Consider the following 21,950-nt stretch of genomic DNA (forward strand, 5'->3'; position numbering starts at 1 on the left):
AAACCAGCAAAGGCTAGGTCCCGCGCGGCTTGGCGCGGGCGGTGGCGGCGGCGAGCAATGGGTTTTCCGGCCAGACATGCTTGGGATAGCGGCCGCGCATGTCGGCGCGCACATCGGTCCAGGAGCCGCGCCAGAAGCCAGGCAGGTCTCGCGTCGTCTGGATCGGCCGGTGCGCCGGCGACAACAGTTCAAGCGTCAAGGGGACGGTGCCGTTGGCGATCGACGGATGGCGGTCGAGGCCGAACAATTCTTGCACGCGCACCGCCAGAACCGGCCATTCGCCGTCATAGCGGATCGGCACATGGCTGCCCGACGGGGCATCGAAATGAGTCGGCGCCAGTGCTTCGATCTTGCGTTGCAGGTCATGCGGCACGAGCGACGCCAGCCCGGCCGCGACAGTTCCGGGATCGATGGCGGCCAGGGAGGCCGCACCGGACAGAAAAGGCAGCAGCCAGTCGTCGAGGCGCGCGATGAGCGCTTCATCCGACATGTCGGGCCAGGGCTCGCCCAAGCCCTTGTGCAGCCAGGACAGCCGGTGGCGCAGCGTCTGCGCCTCCTTGCTCCAGGTCAGAAGGGAAAGCCCATGCTCGCGCAGGGCCTCGATGATGGCGCGGTCGGCATCGGCGCCGGCCGGCGGCGGCAACATGCGTTCGGCGAGCGTGATGGCGCCAAGGCGCACGGTTTCGCGCACCCGCACGGCGCGCCTGTCGCGATCGAAACTCGTCTGCCGGCGCGTTTCGATCCTGCCGCCAAGTGCTGCCCGGATGTCCTCCTCACTGCTTGCCGCAGCCGCCGTAATGCGGGCATTCTGCGCTTTGCCCTGCAGGTCCGCGACGACCAGAAACGGCTCGCCCGCCAGCGGGTCGCCGGCGTCGAGCATGGCGCCGGAACCGTTGGCCAGCACGAAACGGCCGCGCTCGCCGCGCGCCTTGGCGACGCGATCCGGCCAGGCGTGGATGAGCAGGGTTCCGGCTGGAACAGCTCCGCTGGTCTTCGCACCGCCTACATGCCTGGCCAGGCGCTCGGCAAGCTGGCGCGCCGACGTGGCACGCGGCGATCTTTCCGTGCGAAAGCGCATCAGTCGCCGTTCGAGGTCGGCACCGTCACCGCCAAGGCCACGCTCGGTCAGCAGCACGGCAAGCATGGCCGCCTCACCACCATGACCGCTGCTGGCCGCCTCGGCGACCATATGCGCCAGCCGGACCGGCAGAGCGAGCTTGCGCATCGCAGCGCCGGCGTCCGTCAGCCGCCCTGCTTCATCGATGGCCCCAAGCGCCCGCAACAGCGCCCGTGCTTCATTGAGCGCGGGAGCCGGCGGCGGATCGAGGAAAGCAAGACTGACTGGATCAGCGACACCGAAGGCGGCGCAGTCGAGCAGCAGACCCGACAGGTCCGCCTCGAGGATTTCCGGGGGTGTGAAGGCGGGAAGTGCCGCCGTCTGCTCGGCACGCCATAGCCGGATAGCGACGCCCGCCTGCGTGCGGCCGGCGCGGCCGGCGCGCTGATCGGCGGAGGCCTTGCTGACGCGCACGGTTTCCAATCTGGTCAGTCCGCTGGCCGGCTCATAGCGCGGCAGCCGCGACAGGCCGGAATCGATGACGACGCGCACGCCGTCGATGGTGATGGAGGTCTCGGCGATGGAGGTCGCCAGCACCACCTTGCGGCGGCCTGGCGGCGCCAGCTTGATCGCCGCGTCCTGCGCCTTGCCGTCGAGCTGGCCATAGAGCGGCACGATATCGGTGTCGGCGCCGACCTTGCCGGCCAGCCGCTCGGCGGTGCGCTCGATCTCGCGCTGGCCGGGCAGGAAAGCAAGCACGCTGCCGCTCTCCTCGGCAAGGGCGGCGCGGATCGCCTTGGCCATGGCGTCCTCGATCGGCACACCGGCCGGCCGCTCGTCGTATCTGACATCGACGGGGAAGGCGCGGCCCTCGCTTTCGATCACCGGCGCGCCCGACAGGAGTTTCGCGACCCGTGCGCCGTCGAGCGTTGCCGACATCACCAGCAGACGCAGATCCGGCCGCAGCGCGCCTTGCACATCGAGGGCAAGAGCGAGACCGAAATCGCCGTCGAGCGAGCGCTCGTGGAATTCGTCGAAGATGACCGCCGAAACGCCGGGCAGTTCAGGGTCGTCGAGAATCATGCGCGCCAGCACGCCCTCGGTGACGACCAGGATTTTCGTCCGCGCCGAGGTGCGGTTTTCCATGCGCATGGCGTAGCCGATGGTGGCGCCGGGCTCTTCCCCCAGCAACTCGGCCATGCGGCGCGCGGCGGCGCGGGCGGCAAGCCGGCGCGGTTCGAGCAAGACGATCTTGCCCCTGCCCAGCCAGGGCGCATCGAGCAGCGCCAATGGCACCAGCGTGGTCTTGCCGGCACCGGGTGGCGCCACCAGCACGGCGCTGTTGCCAGAGCCGAGCGCCTCGCTCAGCGCCGGCAGCACGGCGGATACCGGAAGTTCCGGCAAGGGTTTGGTCGTCATTACGTCCGCATATCAGCGGTCGCGGGCGCCGTGCAACTTTATCGCACCAGGCCTGGTTAGAGCCGTGCGCGGGAAAACGGATTCCAGCGCACCGTGCCCAGCCGCACTTCCTCGCGCACCATGGTCAGCAGGCCCGATCCGCCGACGACGGCGAGGCCGACAAGCGACAGCCAGTCCGGATATTCCTGGAAGAACAGCGCGCCGAGGATGACCGCCCAGACGATCTGCGAATAATGCGTCGGCGCAATCCGGTTGGCCGGAGCGTATTTGGCGGCCAGCAACTGCAGCAATTGTCCACAGGCGGTGAAGGCGCCCGCCATCACCAGCCATGCCAGCTGTTTTCCATCCGGGACGGTGAAGGAGGTCGCGGCGGCGCCGATGCCGTTGAACAGCAGTCCATAGCCGATCAGCACGCCGAGCATGGTCGTGCGTTTTTCCTGCTGCGCCAGCGACCGCATCAGGATGACGTTGGTGGCGGCGAGGAAAGCGATGGTGAAAGCGGCAAGGTGACCAAGGTGCAGCTCGCGAAAGCCCGGCCTGACAACCAGCATGACGCCGGCAAAGCCGGCGACCACCGCCAGCCAGCGCCAGGGCCCGACCTTTTCCTTGAGGATCACCGTGGATAGAATGGTGACGCAGAGCGGCGCCAGAAAGATGAGCGCATAGGTCTCGGCCAGCGGAATGGTGGTGAAAGCATAGACGCTGAGCACGCCCGACGCGATGCCGGCCCAGGCCCGCGCCTGCACCGCCCAGGGACGTTTGGCACGCCAGAAATCACGCCAGCGCTCGTTGGCCGGCCGGCTGAAGAAGAGGAAGCAGCCGGCAAACAAAGTCGAGAAGAAGCCGATCTCGAACACCGTGAATTGGCCGCCCAGGCTCTTGATAACGGCATCGCTGCCCGAATAGCTTGCATAGGCGATCAGGGCGAGCAGGATTCCGTTCGGCACGTTTTTCATTTCCGGGAGAGAAAGTTGAAAATACTGGCGCTCGGTGCCCATCCAGACGACATCGAGATCTTCATGTTCGGTACGATGGCCGCCTATGCCGCGCAAGGCGCAGAACTCACTTTTGCCGTGGCTACCGATGGTGCCAGGGGCGGCAACAGCGATCCCGCTGTGCTGGCTCGTGTCCGGCGCGAGGAGGCAATGGCCGCGGCCGCGCTGCTCGGGGCGGCAGCCCGCTTCCTCGACTTTCCCGATGGCGGGCTGGTGGCCGACGCCGCGCTGATCGATGCACTGAAAACACTGATCAGCGAGATCGGGCCGGACCTGGCGATCACGCACGCGCCCAACGACTATCATGCCGACCACCGCGCGCTGTCGGACGGCGTGCGCATCGCTGCTTCGTTCGGGGTTCCGGTGCTGCATGCCGATACGATGGGCGGCACCGGATTCTCGCCGACGCACTATGTCGATATTTCCGCCCATGCCGACATCAAGGCCAAGGCGATCCGCATGCACCAGTCGCAGGACCCGGACCGCTTCGTTGACATTGCACTGACGCAAAACCTTTTTCGCTCGGGCCAATGCAACGGCGCGCAAGGTTCGCTGGCCGAAGCCTTCCGCTTCGAGCCGACGTTTCCCTTCGGCGACATCCGCGCGCTGCTGCCGCCGGCGCCACCGATCCGGACGGTGATGGTGAGCACCAAGCAGGTCGACTGAACCCGCGGACGATCGGCCAGGGGTATCCCGTTCCGCGCTCGTCCGCCTGATGCCCGGCGCTTTTCCCAACATTTTCAGAGACCGGCTTCTGCATGTTGCGGCGCAGCAACGAATTCGCTTGCCTTGTTTAGTAAAAATTGCATCACTAAACAAATTACTAAACATCCGCGACGCGACGACGCCGCCATGTTTGGGCCTCTGAGGAGAGAGGTTGAGGGATCTTGAGACCGTCATCCGGACGTGTTTCGCAAATGGGAGGAAGGCATGAAATCGAGCTTGAAACTGGCGTTGGGACTGACCTCGGCGATCGCAGCGTCGACAGCCGTCTCGAGCGCCGCGCACGCTGAAGACCTGACGCTGTGCTGGGCCGCCTGGGACCCAGCCAACGCGCTGGTCGAACTGTCCAAGGATTTCACCAAGGAAACCGGCATCGGCATGAAATTCGAGTTCGTGCCGTGGACCAACTATGCCGACCGTTTCCTCAATGAGCTGAACTCGCATGGCAAGCTCTGCGACCTGATCATCGGCGACAGTCAGTGGATCGGCGGCGCCGCCGAGAACGGCCATTACGTCAAGCTGAACGACTTCTTCGACAAGGAGAAGATCAGCATGGACGACTTCGTGCCGGCGACCGTAGTCGGCTATTCGGAATGGCCGAAGAACACGCCCAACTACTGGGCGCTGCCGGCCATGGGCGACGTCGTCGGCTGGACCTACCGCAAGGACTGGTTCTCCAAACCCGAACTGCAGAAGGAATTCAAGGAAAAGTATGGCTGGGACCTCGGTCCGCCGGCCACTTTCGACCAGCTGAAGCAGATCGCCGAATTCTTCCAGAAGCGGCAGGTCGACGGCAAGACGGTCTATGGCGCCTCGATCTACACCGAGCGCGGCTCGGAAGGCATCACCATGGGCGCCATGGACGTGCTCTACAGCTACGGCTTCCAATACGAGAACCCGAAGAAGCCCTACGAGATGGAAGGCTTCGTCAATTCGCCAGACGCCGTCAAAGGCCTGGAATTCTACAAGGCGCTCTACGATTGCTGCACCCCTCCGGGCGCCTCGAACAGCTACATGGGCGAAGGCGTCGATGCCTTCAAATCCGGCCAGGTGGCGATGCACATGAACTTCGCCTTCACATGGCCGGGCCTGCAGAAGGACGAGAATGTCGGCGGCGACAAGATCGGCTATTTCGTCAATCCCAAGGGTCCCGGCGGCGCCCAGTTCGCCCAGCTCGGCGGCCAGGGTATTTCGGTGGTCTCCTATTCCGACAAGCAGGAATCGGCGCTGAAATACATCAAGTGGTTCGCCAACAAGGACGTCCAGGCCAAATGGTGGTCGCTCGGCGGTTATTCCTGCCTCAACGCGGTGGTCAAGGACCCGAAATTCCCGGCCAGCCAGCCCTATGCGCAAACCTTCCTCGACTCGATGGCGATCGTGAAGGACTTCTGGGCCGAGCCGAGCTACGCACCACTGCTGCAAGCCTCGCAGAAGCGCTTCCATGACTATGTCGTCGCCGGCCAGGGTTCGGCCAAGGATGCTCTCGACGGCCTGGTCAAGGACTGGACGCAGGTCTTCCAGGACGACGGCAAGATGTAGCCGCGACAACCGCAAGGCTCTTCCCGAGCCATGACGCCGCGTCCCGTGCCGCCCTTGGCACGGGACGCGGTTCAGATAAATTCCATGACAGAGACGAACGAAGTGACCGAAGCAGGACTGAACATGCTCAATCGGACCGCGGAGACCGTTGCCCGGGCGACCCCGGAACCTTTGGCCCGCAAGGTCCGGGGCATCAGCGACAAGGGCCTCGCCTGGCTGTTCATCTCGCCGACGATCCTGTTGCTGCTCGCCATCAACATCTTCCCGCTGTTCTGGGCGATCTACCTGTCGTTCACCAATTTTCGCGCGAACCGGCCAAACGAGGTGGTGAAGAACCTCGGCTTCGCCAATTACCAGCGCATCCTTGGCGACCAGGACATCTGGATCGCCATGCAGACGACGGCGCATTTCGTGTTCTGGACCATCCTGTTGCAGACGCTGATCGGCTTCACGCTGGCCTGGCTGATCGACCGCAAGTTTCGCGGCCACGCTTTCTGGACGACGCTGATCCTGGTGCCGATGATGCTGTCGCCGGCGGTGGTCGGTAATTTCTGGCGCTTCCTCTACGAGCCGCAGATCGGCCTGTTTTCCTATGTCATCTCGTTCGTGTCGGGCATTCCGCCGACAAGCATCCAGATGCTTTCCAACGTCTCGCTGGCGCCGTGGTCGATCATCATCGTCGATACCTGGATGTGGACGCCCTACGTGATGCTGATCTGCCTCGCGGGCCTGCGCTCGATCCCCGAATATATTTATGAAGCGGCCGAGGTCGACCGCGCCTCCAACTGGCGGCAGTTCTGGTCGATCACCCTGCCGATGGCGCTGCCCTTCATCATGCTGGCGGTGCTGTTTCGCGGCATCGAGAACTTTAAGATGTTCGACATGGTCAACCTGCTCACCGGCGGCGGGCCGGGCTCGACCACCGAAGTCGCCTCGATCACGCTGAAACGGCAGGCCTTCGAGAGCTGGCGTACCGGCTATTCCTCTGCCTTCGCCATCATCCTGTTCGTCGCGGTGTTCGGTCTCGCCAACATCTACGTCAAGGCGCTCAACAAGGTGAAGCAGAGATGAGCCTGACCACAGCCCATTCGGTCGTCGCGCCCTCGTCGAATTCGAAGCGCATCGCCGGCGCCATCATCATCGCCTACGCGTTGATCTCGATCGTGCCGCTCTTGTGGATCTTCGCCACCAGCTTCAAGACGCCGCCGGATTCGATCGCCTACCCGCCCAAGATCGTGTTCCAGCCGAGCATCGAGGGCTACTGCAACCTGTTCACGACGCGCACCAGGCAGACGCCTGAATATATCAACTCGCTCGGACCGGCGACGGGCTTCTGCGACGAGACCGTGCGCAAGCGCAACATGGTGATCGCCGGACCATCCAACTTCCTGCCGCGCTTCATCAATTCGCTGATCATCGCCTTCGGCTCGACCTTTTGCGCCGTCTTTCTCGGCACATTGTCGGCCTACGGCTTCTCGCGCTTCAAGGTGCCGCTGGCCGACGACCTTCTGTTCTTCATCCTGTCGACACGCTTCATGCCGCCGATCGCGGTCGCCATTCCCATCTACCTGATGTACCGCGAGCTTGGCCTGTCGGACACCGCGCTCGGCATGATCCTGCTCTACACGGCGGTCAACGTGTCGCTCGCGGTGTGGCTGCTCAAGGGCTTCATCGACGAGATCCCGCGCGAATATGAGGAAGCGGCGATGATCGACGGCTACACGCGGCTGCAGGCCTTCTGGCGCACCGTGCTGCCGCAGGCGACCACCGGCATTGCCGCGACGGCCATTTTCTGCCTGATCTTCGCCTGGAACGAATATGCCTTCGCCGCACTGCTGACTTCCGGCACGGCACAAACAGCGCCGCCCTTCATCCCGACCATCATAGGCGAAGGCGGCCAGGACTGGCCGGCCGTGGCGGCCGGCACGACGATCTTCCTGGTGCCGATCCTGGTCTTCACCATCCTGCTCCGCAAGCAACTGCTGCGCGGCATCACCTTCGGTGCGGTGCGCAAATGATTAGTGTGGAAGGGCGCGACCTTGATTCAGCCAGGCTCCCTTCCTCTCCCTCCGGAGGGGGGAGAGGTGGCGCAGCGGAGCAGCGACGGAGTGGGGGAACCACCTGGCAACCATCTCTCCCTTTGAACGGCGAAAAGGGAGGAAGCTACGCATGAGGCGCTCCGCCATCTCCAGGAAATCGCGCTGGCCCCGCTGGGCCAGGCGCGGGTTGATGGAAAACATTGCCACGGCGCTGATCGCCATCGGCTTCCTGATGCTGTTCCAGCCCTTCGCGCTGTCGCTCTATACCTATTCCTTCATCACCATGCTCGCCGGCACGGTGATGTTCATCATCGTCTCGAAGTTCCCGGAATAATCATGGCCGAAATTCGCGTCCAACATCTGAGAAAGGCCTTCGGCGATTTCGTCGCCGTCCAGGATTCCAACTTCGTCGTCGAGGACGGCGAGTTCTTCGTCATGCTGGGGCCATCGGGCTGCGGCAAGACGACGACACTGAGAATGATCGCCGGGCTCGAACTGCCGACCGGCGGCCAGATCCTGCTCGGCGGCGACGACGTCACCATGCTCAGGGCCCGCGAGCGCGACATCGCCTTCGTCTTCCAGCTGTTCGCGCTCTATCCGCACATGAATGTGCGCAAGAACATCGGCTTCCCACTCTTGGCGCAAGGCATGCCGTCGGCCGAGCTCCGCACCCGCGTCGAGGAAACGGCGAAGCTTCTGCGCATCGACCATCTGCTCAACAAATCCGTATCCGGCCTTGCCGGCGGCGACCGCCAGCGCGTCGCGCTCGGCCGCGCCATCGTGAGGCGGCCGAAATGCTTCCTGATGGACGAGCCACTCGGCACGCTCGACACTGAATTCCGTGACCTAATGGTCCATGAGCTGCGCGAACTGCACAACCGCATCCACGCGACGACCGTGTACGTCACGCATGACCAGATGGAAGCCATGTCGATGGCCGACAAAATCGCAGTGATGAACCATGGCGTCATCGAGCAGTTCGGCAGCCCCCGCGAAATCTACGACCGCCCCGCTACCATGTTCGTGGCCGACTTCATCGGCTCGCCGCCGATGAATTTTTTGAAATTTGGCGGTGGACTCACAAAAGGCGCGAAGGAGGTGGTCGTCCAAGGGGCGACAGTGGCAGTGCCAGAGGTGCGCGAGGACGTAGCACCTGCCGACATGGCGCTCGGCATTCGCCCCGAACACATCCGCTTCGACGATGCATCCAAGCTGCGCGGCGCCATCTACGGCACCGAATATCTCGGCACCACCCAGATCGTCGCGGTGGAAACGGCGGACGGCATCATCAAGGCGCGGGTGCCGGCCGAAATCCGGCTCAATGCTGGCGACCATGTCGGCCTCACACTGAACGGCGCGCGGCTGTCGCTGTTCGAAAAAGGCTCCGGGCGCGCGGTGAGAACGGCGATCCACGACACCGCCTCTCAGGGGAGAGCGCAGCATGGCTGACGTGCACATCAAAGGCGTGACCAAAAGCTTCGGCGACCATGTCGCCGTCAGCGGGCTCGACCTGCATATATCGGACGGCGAATTCGTCGTGCTCTTGGGGCCGACCGGCGCCGGCAAGACGACCACGCTGCGGCTGATTGCAGGGCTGGAACGGCCGGATGCAGGTACGATCGAGATCGGCGGCCACAATGCCACGACCCTGTCACCGGCCGAGCGCGACACAGCCTTCGTCTTCCAGCAATATTCGCTCTATCCGCATCTGTCGGTGTTCGACAATCTCGCCTTCCCACTGCGCTCGCCGGCGCGGAAAATACCGGAAGACCAAATCCGCCGCCGGGTCGAGGAGGTCGCGAAGATGGTGCGCATCCATCACAAGCTTGCCAACCGTTCGACCAAATTGTCGGGCGGCGAAATGCAGCGTGTCGCCATCGGCCGCGCGCTGGTGCGCAAGCCTTCCATCTACCTGATGGACGAGCCGCTGTCGTCGCTCGACGCCAAGCTGCGCGCGGATCTCAGGCTCGAATTGAAGCGCATCCAGTCCGAGCTCGGTGCCACCATGCTCTACGTCACGCACGACCAGATCGAGGCGATGACCATGGCCGATCGCATCGGCATCCTCGCCGACGGCGTGCTGGTACAGATCGGTTCACCACGAACCATTTATTCGGAACCGGCAAATCTGCATGTCGCGGCAAGGCTCGGCCAGCCGGCGATCAATCTTTTACCGACGGGGCTACTTCCCGATGGCGGCGCGCCGGCCGGCACCAGGACAATCGGCGCGCGCACCGAGCACCTGGCGATCGAGAAGGCCGTGAATGGCCATGCTGATGGCGTCGTCGACTGGGTCGAGCATCTCGGCGATCAGAACCATCTGCACGTGACGGTGGGGCCGAAGAAGCTGGTGACGCTGACCGATCCCGACACCGATCTGGCGCAAGGCGACAAGGTGGTGATCCGCTACCGCTCGCCGCTCTATTTCGGCGCCGACGGACAACGATTGATGTGAGCGGCTTCGGCGCCCGCCAAGGCGACGCCGGCTTCCGATTGAGATTGCGAATACGGGACGAATTCGATGAAGCACTTTTTCAACCGCAGGGAAACGATCGTCACCGAGGCCCTGGACGGCCTGTTGCGCACCATTGGCTCAGGCGACCTCGCGCGCCTCGACGGGTATCCCGAGATCAAGGTCGTGCTGCGCGCCGATTGGGACAAGTCCAAGGTTGCCGTCGTCTCCGGCGGCGGCGCCGGGCACGAGCCGTCGCATGCCGGCTTCGTCGGCAAAGGCATGCTGACGGCGGCGGTCTCGGGCGAGATCTTCGCCTCGCCGAGCGTCGAAGCGGTGCTGGCGGCCATTCGCGCGGTCACCGGACCAGCCGGTTGCCTGCTGATCGTCAAGAACTACACCGGCGACCGGCTCAATTTCGGCCTCGCTGCCGAGAAGGCGCGCGCCGAAGGTTTTGCCGTCGAGATGGTGATCGTCGCCGACGACATCGCGCTGCCCGACATCGCCCAGCCGCGCGGCGTTGCCGGCACATTATTCGTGCACAAGATATCAGGCCACCTGTCGGAAGCCGGCAAGGACCTGGCATCCGTCGCGGCGGCCGCGCGTGCGGCGGCAAAGGATATCATCTCGCTCGGAATGTCGTTGTCGTCCTGCTCCATTCCCGGCCAGCCGCACGAGGACAGGTTTGGCGAAAACGATGGCGAGCTCGGCCTCGGCATCCACGGTGAGCCGGGCGTCGAGCGCATCGCGGTGCAGAGTGCCGACAAGCTGGTGGCTGTCATGGCGGAGCGCCTCGCGGGGCGGCTCGACACGAAGGCCGATCATGCCTTGCTGATCAACAATCTCGGCTCCGTGCCGCCGCTCGAAATGTCGCTGGTTGCCAATGCGGTGCTTGCCTCACCGCTGGCAAAGACAGTGAAGTTCACAATCGGTCCCGGATCGTTGATGACGGCACTCAACATGAACGGGTTCTCGCTGTCGCTGATCCGGCTCGATGCGGCACGCGAGGTTGCCTTGCTGGCGCCGGTCGGCCCGCACGCCTGGATGCCCGCCAAGCCGCTCGTTGCGCCCGCTGTCGTACCGATGGCGAAAGCAGCCGGACAAAGCGCGGCACACAGGGCCAGCCAGGATGCCGGCACCAGGCGCTTGATCGTCACGGTCTGCGAGAAGCTGATTTCGCTCGAAGCGGCATTGAACGGACTGGACGCGAAGGCGGGCGACGGCGACACCGGCTCGACGGTGGCGACCGGCGCACGAAGCGTTCTTGATCGGCTCGACACGCTGCCGCTTGCCGACCCCGCGGCGACCCTAGCTGCAGTGGGCGACATATTGAGCGCATCGATGGGCGGCTCCAGCGGGGTGCTGCTGTCGATCTTTTTCACAGCGGCGGGGCGGGCCCTGGACGGTGGCGCCGGTGTGCCCAAGGCCCTGCTCGCCGGGCTTGAACGCATGACCTTCTACGGTGGCGCCAAACCCGGCGATCGCACCGTGGTCGATGCGCTGGAGCCGGCCTTGAAGGCCCTCGACGGCAACGGCCTTGGCGACGCGGCGACAGCAGCCCGGCGCGGTGCGGAGGCCACTGCGGCCATGGAGAAGGCAAAAGCCGGGCGGTCCGCCTATGTCGGTGCCGGATTGCAGGGCGTGCTCGATCCCGGTGCTCATGCCGTGGCAGAGGTGTTCGCGGCCGCCGCCACACTGCTTGTCACGGCCTGACGCATGCACCAGTTGTCGAACGACCGTTCTTTCGCTACTGCCGGCAAGGTGCAAACCGGGAATTCGGGCGACATGACGGCGCTGGACCTTTCGAGGCTTATCACGGCCGCCGCGGATGCGATTGCCGCGCACGCCGAGGAATTGACCGCGCTCGACCAGGCGATCGGCGACGGCGACCACGGGCTGAACATGAAGCGCGGCTTCGACGCCGTACGGGCCGAGGCCGACGTGTTCGCCGCGAAGCCGCTGCCGGACGCCCTGAAGGCAATTGGCACCAAGCTGGTGATGACGGTGGGCGGCGCTTCCGGCCCGCTGTTCGGCACGCTGTTCATGGCGCTCGGCAAGGAGATTTCGGTGGAACCCGACCGCGCCAATCTGACGGTTGCCTTCGGCAAGGCGATCGAAGCGGTGGCCGCGCGCGGCAAGTCGCAGGTAGGACAAAAAACCATGCTCGATGTGCTGCGGCCGGTGCATGACGCCTTGGCCGGGGAAAGGACGGCGGCTGAAATAGCCAACGTCGCCGACGCCGCGGCCGAAGCCACCGTGCCTATGAAGGCACTGCGCGGCCGCGCCTCGTTCCTCGGAGACCGCTCGATCGGCCATATGGATGCCGGCGCGCGCTCGACCGCGCTGCTGGTGCGCACGCTGGCGCAAATCATCGGGGGCAAGGCATGAGCAATGTCGGGATCGTGATCGTGTCGCATTCGCCGCTGGTCGCCGAGGGCACGGCCGACATGGTACGCCAAATGGTCGGCGACGAGGTGCCGCTTGCGTGGTGCGGCGGAAACGGCCATGGCGGGCTCGGCACCAATGTCGAGGCGATCATGGGCGCCATCGACAAGGCCTGGTCGGACGCCGGCGTCGCCATTCTTGTCGATCTCGGCGGCGCCGAGACCAATTCGGAAATGGCGGTGGAATTGATCGGCGAGCCGCGTGCGCACAAAATCATCGTCTGCAACGCGCCGATCGTCGAGGGCGCGGTGATGGCGGCGACCGAGGCATCCGGCGGCGCCTCGCTCCGGGAAGTGGTGGCGACGGCGCATGAATTGTCACCATCGTGAGCGAACGGGATTTTTGAACACATGTCCGCAACCGCCGAAGCGACCGTCCTGATCACCCACGATGTGGGCCTGCACGCGCGTCCTTCGGTGAAGTTCACCAAGCTCGCCAAGAGCTTTGCCGCCGAGGTGGAGATTGCACTCGCCGCCAACGGCCCATGGTTCGATGCAAAAAGCATCGTCAAGGTGATGGCGGCCAAGGCGCCGAAGGGCACGGTGCTGCACATCAGGGCCAATGGCGATGGTGCCGATGATGCTATCCGCGCGCTGGTCGAACTGGTGCAGCGCGATTTCGACGAGGACGCCGGCCATGTCCGCTCGGCTTGAGGCCGATCCGCGCCTGCGCTCACCCGCTGGGAACGCGTGCCATGCGCATTGAGGGTGTTCCTGCCTCGGCCGGCTATGCCGAGGGACCTCTGTTCGACCTCGGCCAACCCGCGGGCGTTTACGTTAGCAAGGCAAGCTCCGTCGAGGAGAGGACGTCCCTGGAGGCCGCGATCGGCAAGGCGGTGAACCGGCTCGCGGCCATGGTCGGGACCGCCGAGAAAGATGCGGCCGACATACTCGAATTCCACATCGCCATGCTGGAAGACGACGCGCTGAGCGGGCCGGCCTTCGCATCGATCGCTTCCGGAACACCCGCCGACACGGCCTGGCGGCAGGCGCTCGATGCCGAGATCGCCGGCTACGAGGCTTCGGACCAGGATTATTTCCGCGCCCGCGCCACGGACCTTCGGGATATCAGGGACCAGGTGCTGCGTGCCCTGACCGAGGACAGTGACCAAGCCGCGCCGTCCGGCGCCATCCTCTACGGCGAGGACATCGCGCCGACGCGCTTTCTCGAAACCGACTGGAGCCATGGCGGCGGCATCGCTCTGAAGGCAGGCAGCACCGCCAGCCATGTCGCCATGCTGGCGCGCTCGCGTGGCGTGCCGATGGTCGTGGGCCTGCGCGAGCCGCTCACCGCCGTTGCCGACATGGCACTGCTCGACGCGGAGCACGGCAGCATCGTCCTGGCGCCCTCGCCGGCCGAGATCGGCTCGTTCCGGCAGTCATCCTCTTCCTTCACCGCCGGCCAGGGTAAGGCACGGACTTTTCTGGCGCGGCCGGCCCTGACAAAAACCGGCACGGCGGTGCGCGTACAGGTCAATATCGCCGATCCTAGGGATGTCGACGCCATCGACATCGCGACCTGCGACGGTGTCGGCCTGATGCGCACCGAATTCCTGTTCGGCAAAACGCTGCCGGATGAGGAGACGCAGTATCGTGCCTATCGCAAGGTGCTGGAATGGGCCGGCGAAAAGCCGGTGACGATCCGTACCGTCGATGCCGGCGGCGACAAGCCGGTGCCAGGCTTCACCGTCGAGGAAGGCAATCCATTCCTTGGCCTGCGCGGCATCAGGCTGTCGCTGGCCAGGCCCGATATATTCCGGATTCAAATCAGGGCATTGCTGCGCGCCGCGCCACACGGCAATCTCAAAATCATGTTTCCGATGATCGCCACATCAGCAGAGTATGAAAGCGCCGCCGCCTTGTTCGCCGAGGAGCGGGTAGCCCTTGCCGCGCGCGGCATCGCGCACAAAATGCCGCCGCTCGGCATCATGGTCGAAGTGCCTTCGGTGGCCATCGCGCCGGAGGCGTTTACCGGCGTCGCTTTCCTGTCGATCGGTTCCAACGATCTGACGCAATATGTGATGGCGGCCGCGCGCGACAGTGCCGCTGTGGCACACCTGAATTCAGTCCGCCATCCTGCGGTGTTGAGGCTGATCGCCTCGGTCGCGGCCTTTGGACGGGAGACCGGGGTTGCCGTCAGCCTGTGCGGCGATGCCGGCGGCGACCCGGCCTCTATTCCCTCGCTGCTGGAAGCCGGTCTGCGCGATCTTTCCGTGGCGCCGGCGCAACTCGCCATGGCCAAGGCGGCCATAGCCGACGTTCCGGTCTAGGCATGGCCGACATCAAACCCGAACCCGGTTCCGAAGAAGCGATCCGCGCCTACAAGACGATCCTGTCGCAGGTTATCGACCAGCGGCCGTCCGGCATGCGCCAGCGGCTCGCCGATGCGCTTGGCAAGCACCGCAGCTTCGTCACGCAGATTTCGAGCCCGAGCTACTCGACTCCCATTCCGTCGAAACATCTGCCGGCCATCTTTTCCGTCTGCCATTTCAGCCAGGTCGAGCGGGACCAGTTTCTTGCCGCCTACCATCAGGCACATCCCGGGAAGATCTCGGTCGCCGCGGGCGCGCGCAAGACAAGGCACGTTTCGCTCATCGTGCCGGATTTCGGCGACGACAAGCAGAATGCGGCGCTCGACCGCGCGATCAACGAATTCATCCAGAAGGTCACCAGCATCACCGGCAAGAGCGGCTGAACGACCCCTTGATGCCAGGCTATTTCGGGAGAAGACGGCCATGAAGAAATTCATGAACTCGGTGGACATGGTGCTGACCGAGAGCCTCGACGGGTTCGCGGCCGCCCATGCCGACATCCTAGTGCTTGGCGAGGAGCACAAATTCATCCGCCGCAAGATGCTCAAGCCGGGCAAGGTGGCGCTGATCTCCGGCGGCGGCTCCGGCCACGAGCCCCTGCATGGCGGCTTTGTCGGCCACGGCATGCTGGACGCCGCCTGTCCCGGCCAGGTGTTCACCTCGCCGACACCGGATCAGATGCTGGCGGCCGCGCAAGCCGTCGACACCGGCGCCGGCTGCCTGTTCATCGTCAAGAACTACGAAGGCGACGTGATGAACTTCGAGATGGCTGCCGAGACGTCCGATGGCGTGCTGCAGGTCATCACCAATGACGACGTCGCCGTCGAGAATTCGTCCTACACAACCGGGCGGCGCGGCGTGGCGGGCACGCTGGTGGTGGAAAAGATCGTCGGCGCCGCGGCCGAGCACGGGGTGGCGTTGCCGGCGTTGAAGGCGCTGGGCGACCGCGTCAACGACGCCACCCGCTCGATGGGCGTGGCGTTGACCAGCGGCACCGTGCCGGCTGCCGGCAAACCGACCTTCGACATCGGCGATGGCGAGATGGAATTCGGCGTCGGCATCCATGGCGAGCCCGGCCGCCGTCGCGACAGGCTGAAAAGCGCCGATGCGATTGTCGAAGAAATCTGCGCTGCGATCCTAGGCGATCTCGACGACAGGGCGAAAGGACCCGCGCTGCTGTTCGTCAACGGCTTCGGCGGCACGCCGCTGATGGAGCTCTATCTGATGTACAACAGCGCCCGCCGGATTTTCGAGCAACATGGCGTGACGGTTACCCGGTCGCTGGTCGGCACCTATGTCACCTCGCTCGACATGGCCGGCTGCTCGATCACGCTGAGCCTGCTCGACGACGAACTGACGGAATGGTGGGACGCACCTGTCCACACCGCCGCGCTGCGCTGGGGCCTATAAAGCTGGCTTCAGCCGCGCATTTCTGCAACCATTCCGGACAATCCACTTAACGATGGATTTGTCCGGATCGATGCTGCCGCCTCTTACTCCAGCTGAAGAAAAACTGCTGCTGCGCTTCGCCGATCCGGAAGCTGCGGCGGTCGGGGACAATTTATCAGCGAAGGCGCTGTTTGCCCTGCTCGACAATGCCGAATTCCATGGCGTCCTCCCGATCATGCTGCGCAAGCTCGGGGAGCGTGGCGATGCGCACCTGCCGTCGGATACTGGTTTGCGAGACAAACTCGACGACCTGCGCCAGAGGGCGACGATCGCCACCGGCCAGTCGATGCTGCTTCAGTACCATGGCGACCGCATCATGAAGGGAATGGCGGCGGAGGGTATTCCGGCGCGGATCGTCAAGGGGCCGGTCTTCGCGCGAAAACTCTATCGCAATGTATCCGACCGGCCTTTCACCGACATCGACATCCTGGTCGAGTCCGCCAACCTTGCGCGGGCAAACCGAGTGATTGCGGCATGCGGCTTCGAGCTTGCCAGCAACGAGGCCGAATCCTACCGGCTGCAGGAATTCAAATGGCTGGAAAAGGAGAATTCCAGCCTGCTGGTCGAGTTGCATGGCGACCTTGTGCACGACACCGGCATGCGGCGGCGCCTGTCGCTGGGTTTTCGCGAGCTTGGCATCATCGATGGCGACGCGACGGATACGCCGGCCGCCCTTCTGACAATCGCCATCGTGCATGCCGCCGGCGGCCATAAATTCCACCGTCTGCAGCTTTGCGTCGACGTGCTGCAAGGTGTGAGGGCGCTGCAATCCCCGGTTTCGGAAACCCGCCTGCTCGACGCCGCGCGCATGACCGGCATCGAACTCGAACTTGCGATCGTGCTCAACGTAACCGGGCGGCTGTTCGACGAACCGCATGCGCTGGCACTCGCCGGGCGAATAAAGCCCGACCTGTCGATCCGACTGGCCAAGAAGCTGATCACGACCAACACGCTGCTCAGGGTCAATTCCCGGGAGAAGATCGGCTCGCGGCTACGCCGCGATGCCTTTCGCTGGATCCAGCGGCTGGCCAAGGCCAGGCCATACGCCGCTTGAGCGGACCGTCAGTCCCGTGATGCCAACCTAGCGGTTATCAGCGCCGCCGCATCGGCCGGACGCACGCCTACTTGCAGGGTAAAGGTCGGCACCGACGACACCAGTCCGCGGATCGCCGCCAACCTGCGCTTCTGCAGCGGCAGCAGACCGGTCGCGCCGGTGCGGACATTGTCCATCGCCAGCGCCACCATCGCGTCGGTCCGGGCCATGGGCGCGAGCCGGGTCTCTTCGTCGCCGGATCGCGCAAGATGCAGGAGCGCTGCAACCGGACGGGCGGTCGGACTTTCGATTTTTACGATCCCACTCAGCTTTTCCAGCGAAACAGCCTGTTCGCCATTGCGGTCCCATGACAGACCGAGGCATGGCGCCACAAGCGGGATCATCCGCGCGGTCTTCTCATGGATCTTGACATGGCGCGGCAAACCCCAGGCGGCAGGCGTGGGGGAAGCGAGATTCAGGATCATGGCGTCGTCGGAGCACAGGCCGAATCCTCGCGTTGCCAAGGCCAGCGATGTGGTGGTCTTGCCGGTGCCGCTCGGGGCATGGACCAGCACGACGGCGTCGCGGCCCGGCAGCGTCAGCCCGGCCGTGTGCAGCATATGCTGGCCGCCTGCGTCGAGTGCTGCGTCCAACACCAGCATCGATGGCGTCCAGGCGGCCTTCGCACCGGGGCGAACCCGGAGTTCGGCCCAACCCTCCTCGTCATTGACGACAACGGCTTGGCGTTCGGGAAAGACGAGATGGACCGTGCCGCCATCCGCGATCATCCGGCAGTAGCCGTCCTCCGGTATCTCGCCCTCGAAGACGAGCGATCCGCCGGGCGCTTCGTCCAGAACGTCCGCCTCTGTGATCTCGAGACGAAAATCCGGCTCGACGGGACCTGTGACACGCAAGGTGCCCAGCATCCCGTCGAAATCCTGCCACAGGCCGGGGCGCTCGGCCCATATGCCGAGGATCTGGCCATTGAGGTCATAGAATACTGAAGGTCTGGTCAAGCGGAGCGCACCTTCGTGGCGGCGGTGGCGGGGTGACGGTAGATCTCGACCATGCCGGGAAGGCTGTCACTGACCACCGGCTTGCCGTCCAGGCACACCCAGCAATGCGCCGCCAGCCGCGACGCTTGCAGCGACTTCGGATCGACGCCGAAACGCAGCTGCGGATCGAAACCGGCAAGGCGCAGGAAGCGATGGCCGAGCAAGCCCTCCCGCAAGCATCTGCGGTCACGCATCAGCCAGGGATGACGCACGGCACGGTTGACGCGGGCGACAATGTAGGGGGCAGGCAGGCCGCGATAGGGCGCCGGCGAGGCGAGCGGCGCCCATTTCAGCACGTCCTCGAAGCTGCGATTGGCAATGAGAATTGGCATCAGCCGCGCGCTTGCCCAGAGATGACAGCGGAACAAGGCGCGCAGGAGAGGACCGTCCACCATCAAGCGGTGCCTTCAGCCATCAAGCCTGGAGCAGCGAGAATGCCTTCCGAGACCAGATCGCTGGCCAGCGCCGCCATGTCCTCGTCAAGCGTGCCCTTGTCGATTTCGAACTCCTCGCAAAGCAGGCCGACGATCTGGCCGAGGCTGCGCGCGCCATCCACCTTGTCGAGAAAGGCTTCGGTCGTCCCGTTGCAGGTATAAAGCTGGCCGCTGCGCGCCAAAAGCACAACCGCGCCGTCGCCGACATGCTGAACCGAGGCATCGTCCGCCAGTCGCAGAACCGTTCCAGAGGCAATTTCCATAACGGACCCCAAAAGCCATGCAAAACCCGGAAATGAGATAGCGCGGTGGTGGGGCGCTGTCTATTGGTCGGCCGGGATGGCTCGCGTGGCTTTATTTTGCGGACATACTCTCGTGAGGCCGCAACATCCATCCAGAGTCGAAAATCGTCCCAGAAATAGTCGCCGGAAAGGCGCGCCAGGCAAGCATGCTGACCGGCGGCACCGTTGCTTTTCTTCCCTGAGGTAAGGTAAGAACTCCTCGGGTCTTGGGGAGATAGCGTATGCGTTACAATTGGGAGCGGGCTCCGACGACTTTCGAACGTCATCGAAAAGCTCTGGCGACAGCCATTTTGATCTTCGGCGGCGTCGGTCTCATGCTGATGGCCTTGCCGATCTAGCGCCGTCGACATTCGCCCAACGAATCCGGCTTGTTAGACGGCAATCGACGAATTGTTCAGCGGGTTGTTCGGTCACCGCTATGAAGCGGCGATCGCACCCTTAAAAAAGCCCTGGCTGAAGCGCTGCACCAGCACGACGATCACCGCCGGCTTGCCGGCCGGTGTTCACAGGATCCGACAGGCTGTAGGAGGTCGGACGGTTCCTCGAGCCTGGCCTCGATCGACCATTGATGGCGCATGCGCTCACATCCTCTCGCTCGATATCGTCGGACAGCGGGCATCCCGGTCAGGACAAGACCGGTTCAAACGAAAATCAGGGAAGACAGCGCCGGAAAAAACAGCATAGGCTGTTTGCAAAGACGGCAAATGGTTTCCGGGAGGGTACGGATGGCTTCACGCTATCACGAGATCTATGACGGCTGGAAACGCGACCCGGAAAAATTCTGGGCCGACGCGGCCGGCGCCATCGACTGGTATTCGCCCTGGAACAGGGTGTTCGATGCCACCGCCGGCGTCTACGGCCGCTGGTTCACCGGCGCGACCTGCAACACCTGCTACAATGCCCTTGACCGGCATGTCGCCGGCGGGCGGGCCGACCAGATCGCGCTGATATACGACAGCGCCATCACCGGCACGGTGAAAAAGTTCACCTATGCCGAACTGAAGCGCGAGGTGGTGGCGCTGACCTCGGTGTTAAAGAACCGCGGCGTCGGCAAGGGTGACCGCGTCATCATCTACATGCCGATGGTGGCGGAAGCGGCCATCGCCATGCTCGCCTGCGCCCGCATCGGCGCGGTGCATTCGGTCGTGTTCGGCGGCTTTGCCTCGCATGAGCTTGCCACCCGCATTGACGACGCAAAACCGAAACTGATCATCTCGGCCTCCTGCGGCCTGGAGCCGGGGCGGGTCGTCGCCTACAAGCCGCTGCTCGACAAGGCGATCGAGATGTCCCGCCACAAGCCGGACGCCTGCCTGATCCTGCAGCGCGATCAGCTGCGCTGCGATTTGAAGGACCATTTCGACATCGACTATGCCGACGCCGTCGCTCGTGAGCGCGCAGCCGGCGCCAATGTCGACTGCGTGCCGGTGCTGGCCACCGACCCACTCTACATCATCTACACGTCAGGCACGACGGGCCAGCCCAAGGGCATCGTGCGGGACAATGGCGGCCACATGGTCGCGCTGAAATGGACGATGGAAAACGAGTTCGGCGTGAAGCCCGGGGAAGTGTTCTGGGCGGCGTCCGATGTCGGTTGGGTGGTCGGCCATTCCTACATCGTCTACGGCCCGCTGCTGCATGGCTGCACCAGCATCCTGTTCGAAGGCAAGCCGATCGGCACGCCCGACGCCGGCACCTACTGGCGCGTTATCGCGGAACATGGCGTGATTGCGTTGTTCACCGCGCCGACTGCCTTCCGCGCCATCAAGGGGCAGGATCCCAAAGGCGAGTTCGTACCGAAATACGATCTGTCGAAATTCCGCACCCTGTTCCTGGCCGGCGAACGCGCCGACCCCGAAACCATCAAATGGGCGGAGCAGAAGCTGAACGTGCCGGTGGTCGATCATTGGTGGCAGACCGAGACCGGATCGCCGATGACGATCAACCCCGCTGGGCTCGGCCTGTTGCCGGTGAAGTACGGCTCGCCCGGGGTACCGATGCCCGGCTACGATATCCGCGTGCTCGACGATGCCGGCCATGAGGTGCCGCGCGGCACGCTCGGCAATGTCGTGGTCAAGCTGCCGCTGCCCGCGGGCTGCCTGCCGACCCTGTGGAACGCCGATGCCCGCTTCCGCCAGGCCTATCTCGATGAGTTCCCCGGCTTCTACAAGACGGCCGATGCCGGCATGATCGACGAGGACGGGTATCTCTACGTGATGGCCCGCACCGACGATATCATCAACGTTGCCGGCCACCGATTGTCGACGGGCGCCATGGAAGAGGTGCTGGCCGCCCATCCCGATGTCGCCGAATGCGCCGTCGTCGGCATCGCCGATGCGATGAAGGGCCAGATTCCGCTCGGCTTCGTGGTGCTGAACGCCGGTGTCGCGCGCGACGGCGCCGCCATCGAGAAGGAGGTCGTCGCGCTGGTGCGCGAGCGCATCGGCCCGGTGGCCGCCTTCAAGACCGTGGTGACGATCAAGCGCCTGCCCAAGACGCGCTCGGGCAAGATCCTGCGCGGCACCATGCAGAAGATCGCCGACAAGGAAGCGTGGACGATGCCTGCAACCATCGACGACCCCGCCATCCTCGATGAGATCACCGCTGCCCTGACGGAGCGCGGAATCGGCGTGTAAGGAGCACTGCCGGGACCTGACTGGAGCTACCGTTGCGCGATGTTGCGACGCAGCGAACTTTGTG

21 protein-coding genes are annotated in these 21,950 nt (G+C 64.4%); 16 read left to right on the forward strand and 5 right to left on the reverse strand.

The annotated features are described in order from the left end of the window. Window positions 1-13 precede the first annotated feature (13 nt). Both hrpB and LB555_RS11995 read right to left on the reverse strand, forming a co-directional pair. Window positions 14-2,476, reverse strand: a complete 2,463-nt coding sequence (gene hrpB, locus LB555_RS11990) for an ATP-dependent helicase HrpB (protein ID WP_224682946.1) — start codon at window positions 2,474-2,476, stop codon at window positions 14-16. Between the two features lie 56 nt (window positions 2,477-2,532). Next, the gene (locus LB555_RS11995) at window positions 2,533-3,423 is read right to left on the reverse strand and encodes a DMT family transporter (protein ID WP_140786928.1); all 891 of its coding nucleotides are present in this window, start codon (window positions 3,421-3,423) and stop codon (window positions 2,533-2,535) included. A gap of 24 nt (window positions 3,424-3,447) precedes the next feature. Here LB555_RS11995 and LB555_RS12000 point away from each other — a divergent pair, with 24 nt between their 5' ends. The 15 genes from LB555_RS12000 to LB555_RS12070 all read left to right on the forward strand — a co-directional run bounded on the left by LB555_RS12000 (window position 3,448) and on the right by LB555_RS12070 (window position 17,483). Continuing rightward, a complete protein-coding gene (locus LB555_RS12000; RefSeq protein WP_224593278.1) occupies window positions 3,448-4,137 on the forward strand; it encodes a PIG-L deacetylase family protein in 690 nt (229 codons plus the stop codon). Window positions 4,138-4,401: 264 nt separating this feature from the next. Then, on the forward strand, window positions 4,402-5,733 hold the full coding sequence (locus tag LB555_RS12005) for an ABC transporter substrate-binding protein (RefSeq protein WP_015314190.1): 1,332 nt from the start codon (window positions 4,402-4,404) through the stop codon (window positions 5,731-5,733). Between the two features lie 123 nt (window positions 5,734-5,856). Next, the gene (locus tag LB555_RS12010) at window positions 5,857-6,804 is read left to right on the forward strand and encodes a carbohydrate ABC transporter permease (RefSeq protein WP_041163577.1); all 948 of its coding nucleotides are present in this window, start codon (window positions 5,857-5,859) and stop codon (window positions 6,802-6,804) included. After that, complete coding sequence (locus LB555_RS12015; RefSeq protein ID WP_015314192.1) at window positions 6,801-7,751, forward strand: carbohydrate ABC transporter permease; 951 nt, start codon at window positions 6,801-6,803, stop codon at window positions 7,749-7,751. Before LB555_RS12010 ends, LB555_RS12015 begins: the two co-directional genes overlap by 4 nt. Before the next feature lie 151 nt (window positions 7,752-7,902). Further along, window positions 7,903-8,106: a hypothetical protein gene (locus LB555_RS12020; protein WP_140821580.1), complete on the forward strand. Its 204-nt coding sequence runs from the start codon at window positions 7,903-7,905 to the stop codon at window positions 8,104-8,106. Between the two features lie 2 nt (window positions 8,107-8,108). Beyond that, window positions 8,109-9,221 (forward strand): ABC transporter ATP-binding protein, encoded by a 1,113-nt coding sequence (locus LB555_RS12025; protein WP_224682948.1) that lies wholly within the window; start codon window positions 8,109-8,111, stop codon window positions 9,219-9,221. After that, the gene (locus LB555_RS12030) at window positions 9,214-10,227 is read left to right on the forward strand and encodes an ABC transporter ATP-binding protein (protein ID WP_140723247.1); all 1,014 of its coding nucleotides are present in this window, start codon (window positions 9,214-9,216) and stop codon (window positions 10,225-10,227) included. Before LB555_RS12025 ends, LB555_RS12030 begins: the two co-directional genes overlap by 8 nt. Window positions 10,228-10,293: 66 nt before the next feature. Beyond that, window positions 10,294-11,937: a dihydroxyacetone kinase subunit DhaK gene (locus tag LB555_RS12035; RefSeq protein ID WP_224682949.1), complete on the forward strand. Its 1,644-nt coding sequence runs from the start codon at window positions 10,294-10,296 to the stop codon at window positions 11,935-11,937. 72 nt (window positions 11,938-12,009) lie between these two features. Then, window positions 12,010-12,612 carry a dihydroxyacetone kinase subunit DhaL gene (gene dhaL / locus LB555_RS12040; protein WP_224641616.1) on the forward strand — a complete coding sequence of 201 codons (603 nt, stop codon included), beginning with the start codon at window positions 12,010-12,012 and terminating at the stop codon, window positions 12,610-12,612. Further along, window positions 12,609-12,998 carry a dihydroxyacetone kinase phosphoryl donor subunit DhaM gene (dhaM, locus tag LB555_RS12045; protein WP_015314198.1) on the forward strand — a complete coding sequence of 130 codons (390 nt, stop codon included), beginning with the start codon at window positions 12,609-12,611 and terminating at the stop codon, window positions 12,996-12,998. The genes dhaL and dhaM overlap by 4 nt, the downstream gene beginning before the upstream one ends. Before the next feature lie 21 nt (window positions 12,999-13,019). Next, entirely contained in the window at window positions 13,020-13,322 is a 303-nt protein-coding gene (locus tag LB555_RS12050; RefSeq protein WP_015314199.1) for an HPr family phosphocarrier protein, read from the forward strand. A 41-nt stretch (window positions 13,323-13,363) separates the two neighbouring features. Next, window positions 13,364-14,938, forward strand: coding sequence for a phosphoenolpyruvate--protein phosphotransferase (gene ptsP / locus LB555_RS12055; RefSeq protein WP_224682950.1), 1,575 nt, complete (start codon window positions 13,364-13,366; stop codon window positions 14,936-14,938). Between the two features lie 2 nt (window positions 14,939-14,940). After that, entirely contained in the window at window positions 14,941-15,363 is a 423-nt protein-coding gene (locus tag LB555_RS12060; protein ID WP_224682951.1) for a hypothetical protein, read from the forward strand. A 40-nt stretch (window positions 15,364-15,403) separates the two neighbouring features. Then, window positions 15,404-16,390, forward strand: coding sequence for a dihydroxyacetone kinase subunit DhaK (gene dhaK / locus LB555_RS12065; protein WP_224682952.1), 987 nt, complete (start codon window positions 15,404-15,406; stop codon window positions 16,388-16,390). Window positions 16,391-16,460: 70 nt separating this feature from the next. Then, on the forward strand, window positions 16,461-17,483 hold the full coding sequence (locus LB555_RS12070) for a nucleotidyltransferase family protein (protein WP_224682953.1): 1,023 nt from the start codon (window positions 16,461-16,463) through the stop codon (window positions 17,481-17,483). An 8-nt stretch (window positions 17,484-17,491) separates the two neighbouring features. Here the strand turns inward: LB555_RS12070 and LB555_RS12075 are convergent, their stop codons facing one another. The 3 genes from LB555_RS12075 to LB555_RS12085 are packed head-to-tail and all read right to left on the reverse strand — an operon-like array spanning window position 17,492 to window position 19,214. Further along, a complete protein-coding gene (locus LB555_RS12075; protein WP_224682954.1) occupies window positions 17,492-18,478 on the reverse strand; it encodes a serine kinase in 987 nt (328 codons plus the stop codon). Beyond that, window positions 18,475-18,912: a lasso peptide biosynthesis B2 protein gene (locus tag LB555_RS12080; protein WP_140614927.1), complete on the reverse strand. Its 438-nt coding sequence runs from the start codon at window positions 18,910-18,912 to the stop codon at window positions 18,475-18,477. Before LB555_RS12080 ends, LB555_RS12075 begins: the two co-directional genes overlap by 4 nt. After that, on the reverse strand, window positions 18,912-19,214 hold the full coding sequence (locus LB555_RS12085) for a PqqD family protein (protein ID WP_015314206.1): 303 nt from the start codon (window positions 19,212-19,214) through the stop codon (window positions 18,912-18,914). The genes LB555_RS12080 and LB555_RS12085 overlap by 1 nt, the downstream gene beginning before the upstream one ends. Window positions 19,215-19,978: 764 nt before the next feature. On the opposite strand from LB555_RS12085, the gene LB555_RS12090 reads away from it, so the two are divergent. Further along, window positions 19,979-21,886, forward strand: a complete 1,908-nt coding sequence (locus tag LB555_RS12090) for a propionyl-CoA synthetase (protein WP_224682955.1) — start codon at window positions 19,979-19,981, stop codon at window positions 21,884-21,886. Window positions 21,887-21,950 lie beyond the last annotated feature (64 nt).

It is taken from the genome of Mesorhizobium sp. BR-1-1-10 (genome assembly GCF_020165595.1).
GTDB lineage: Bacteria > Pseudomonadota > Alphaproteobacteria > Rhizobiales > Rhizobiaceae > Mesorhizobium > Mesorhizobium australicum.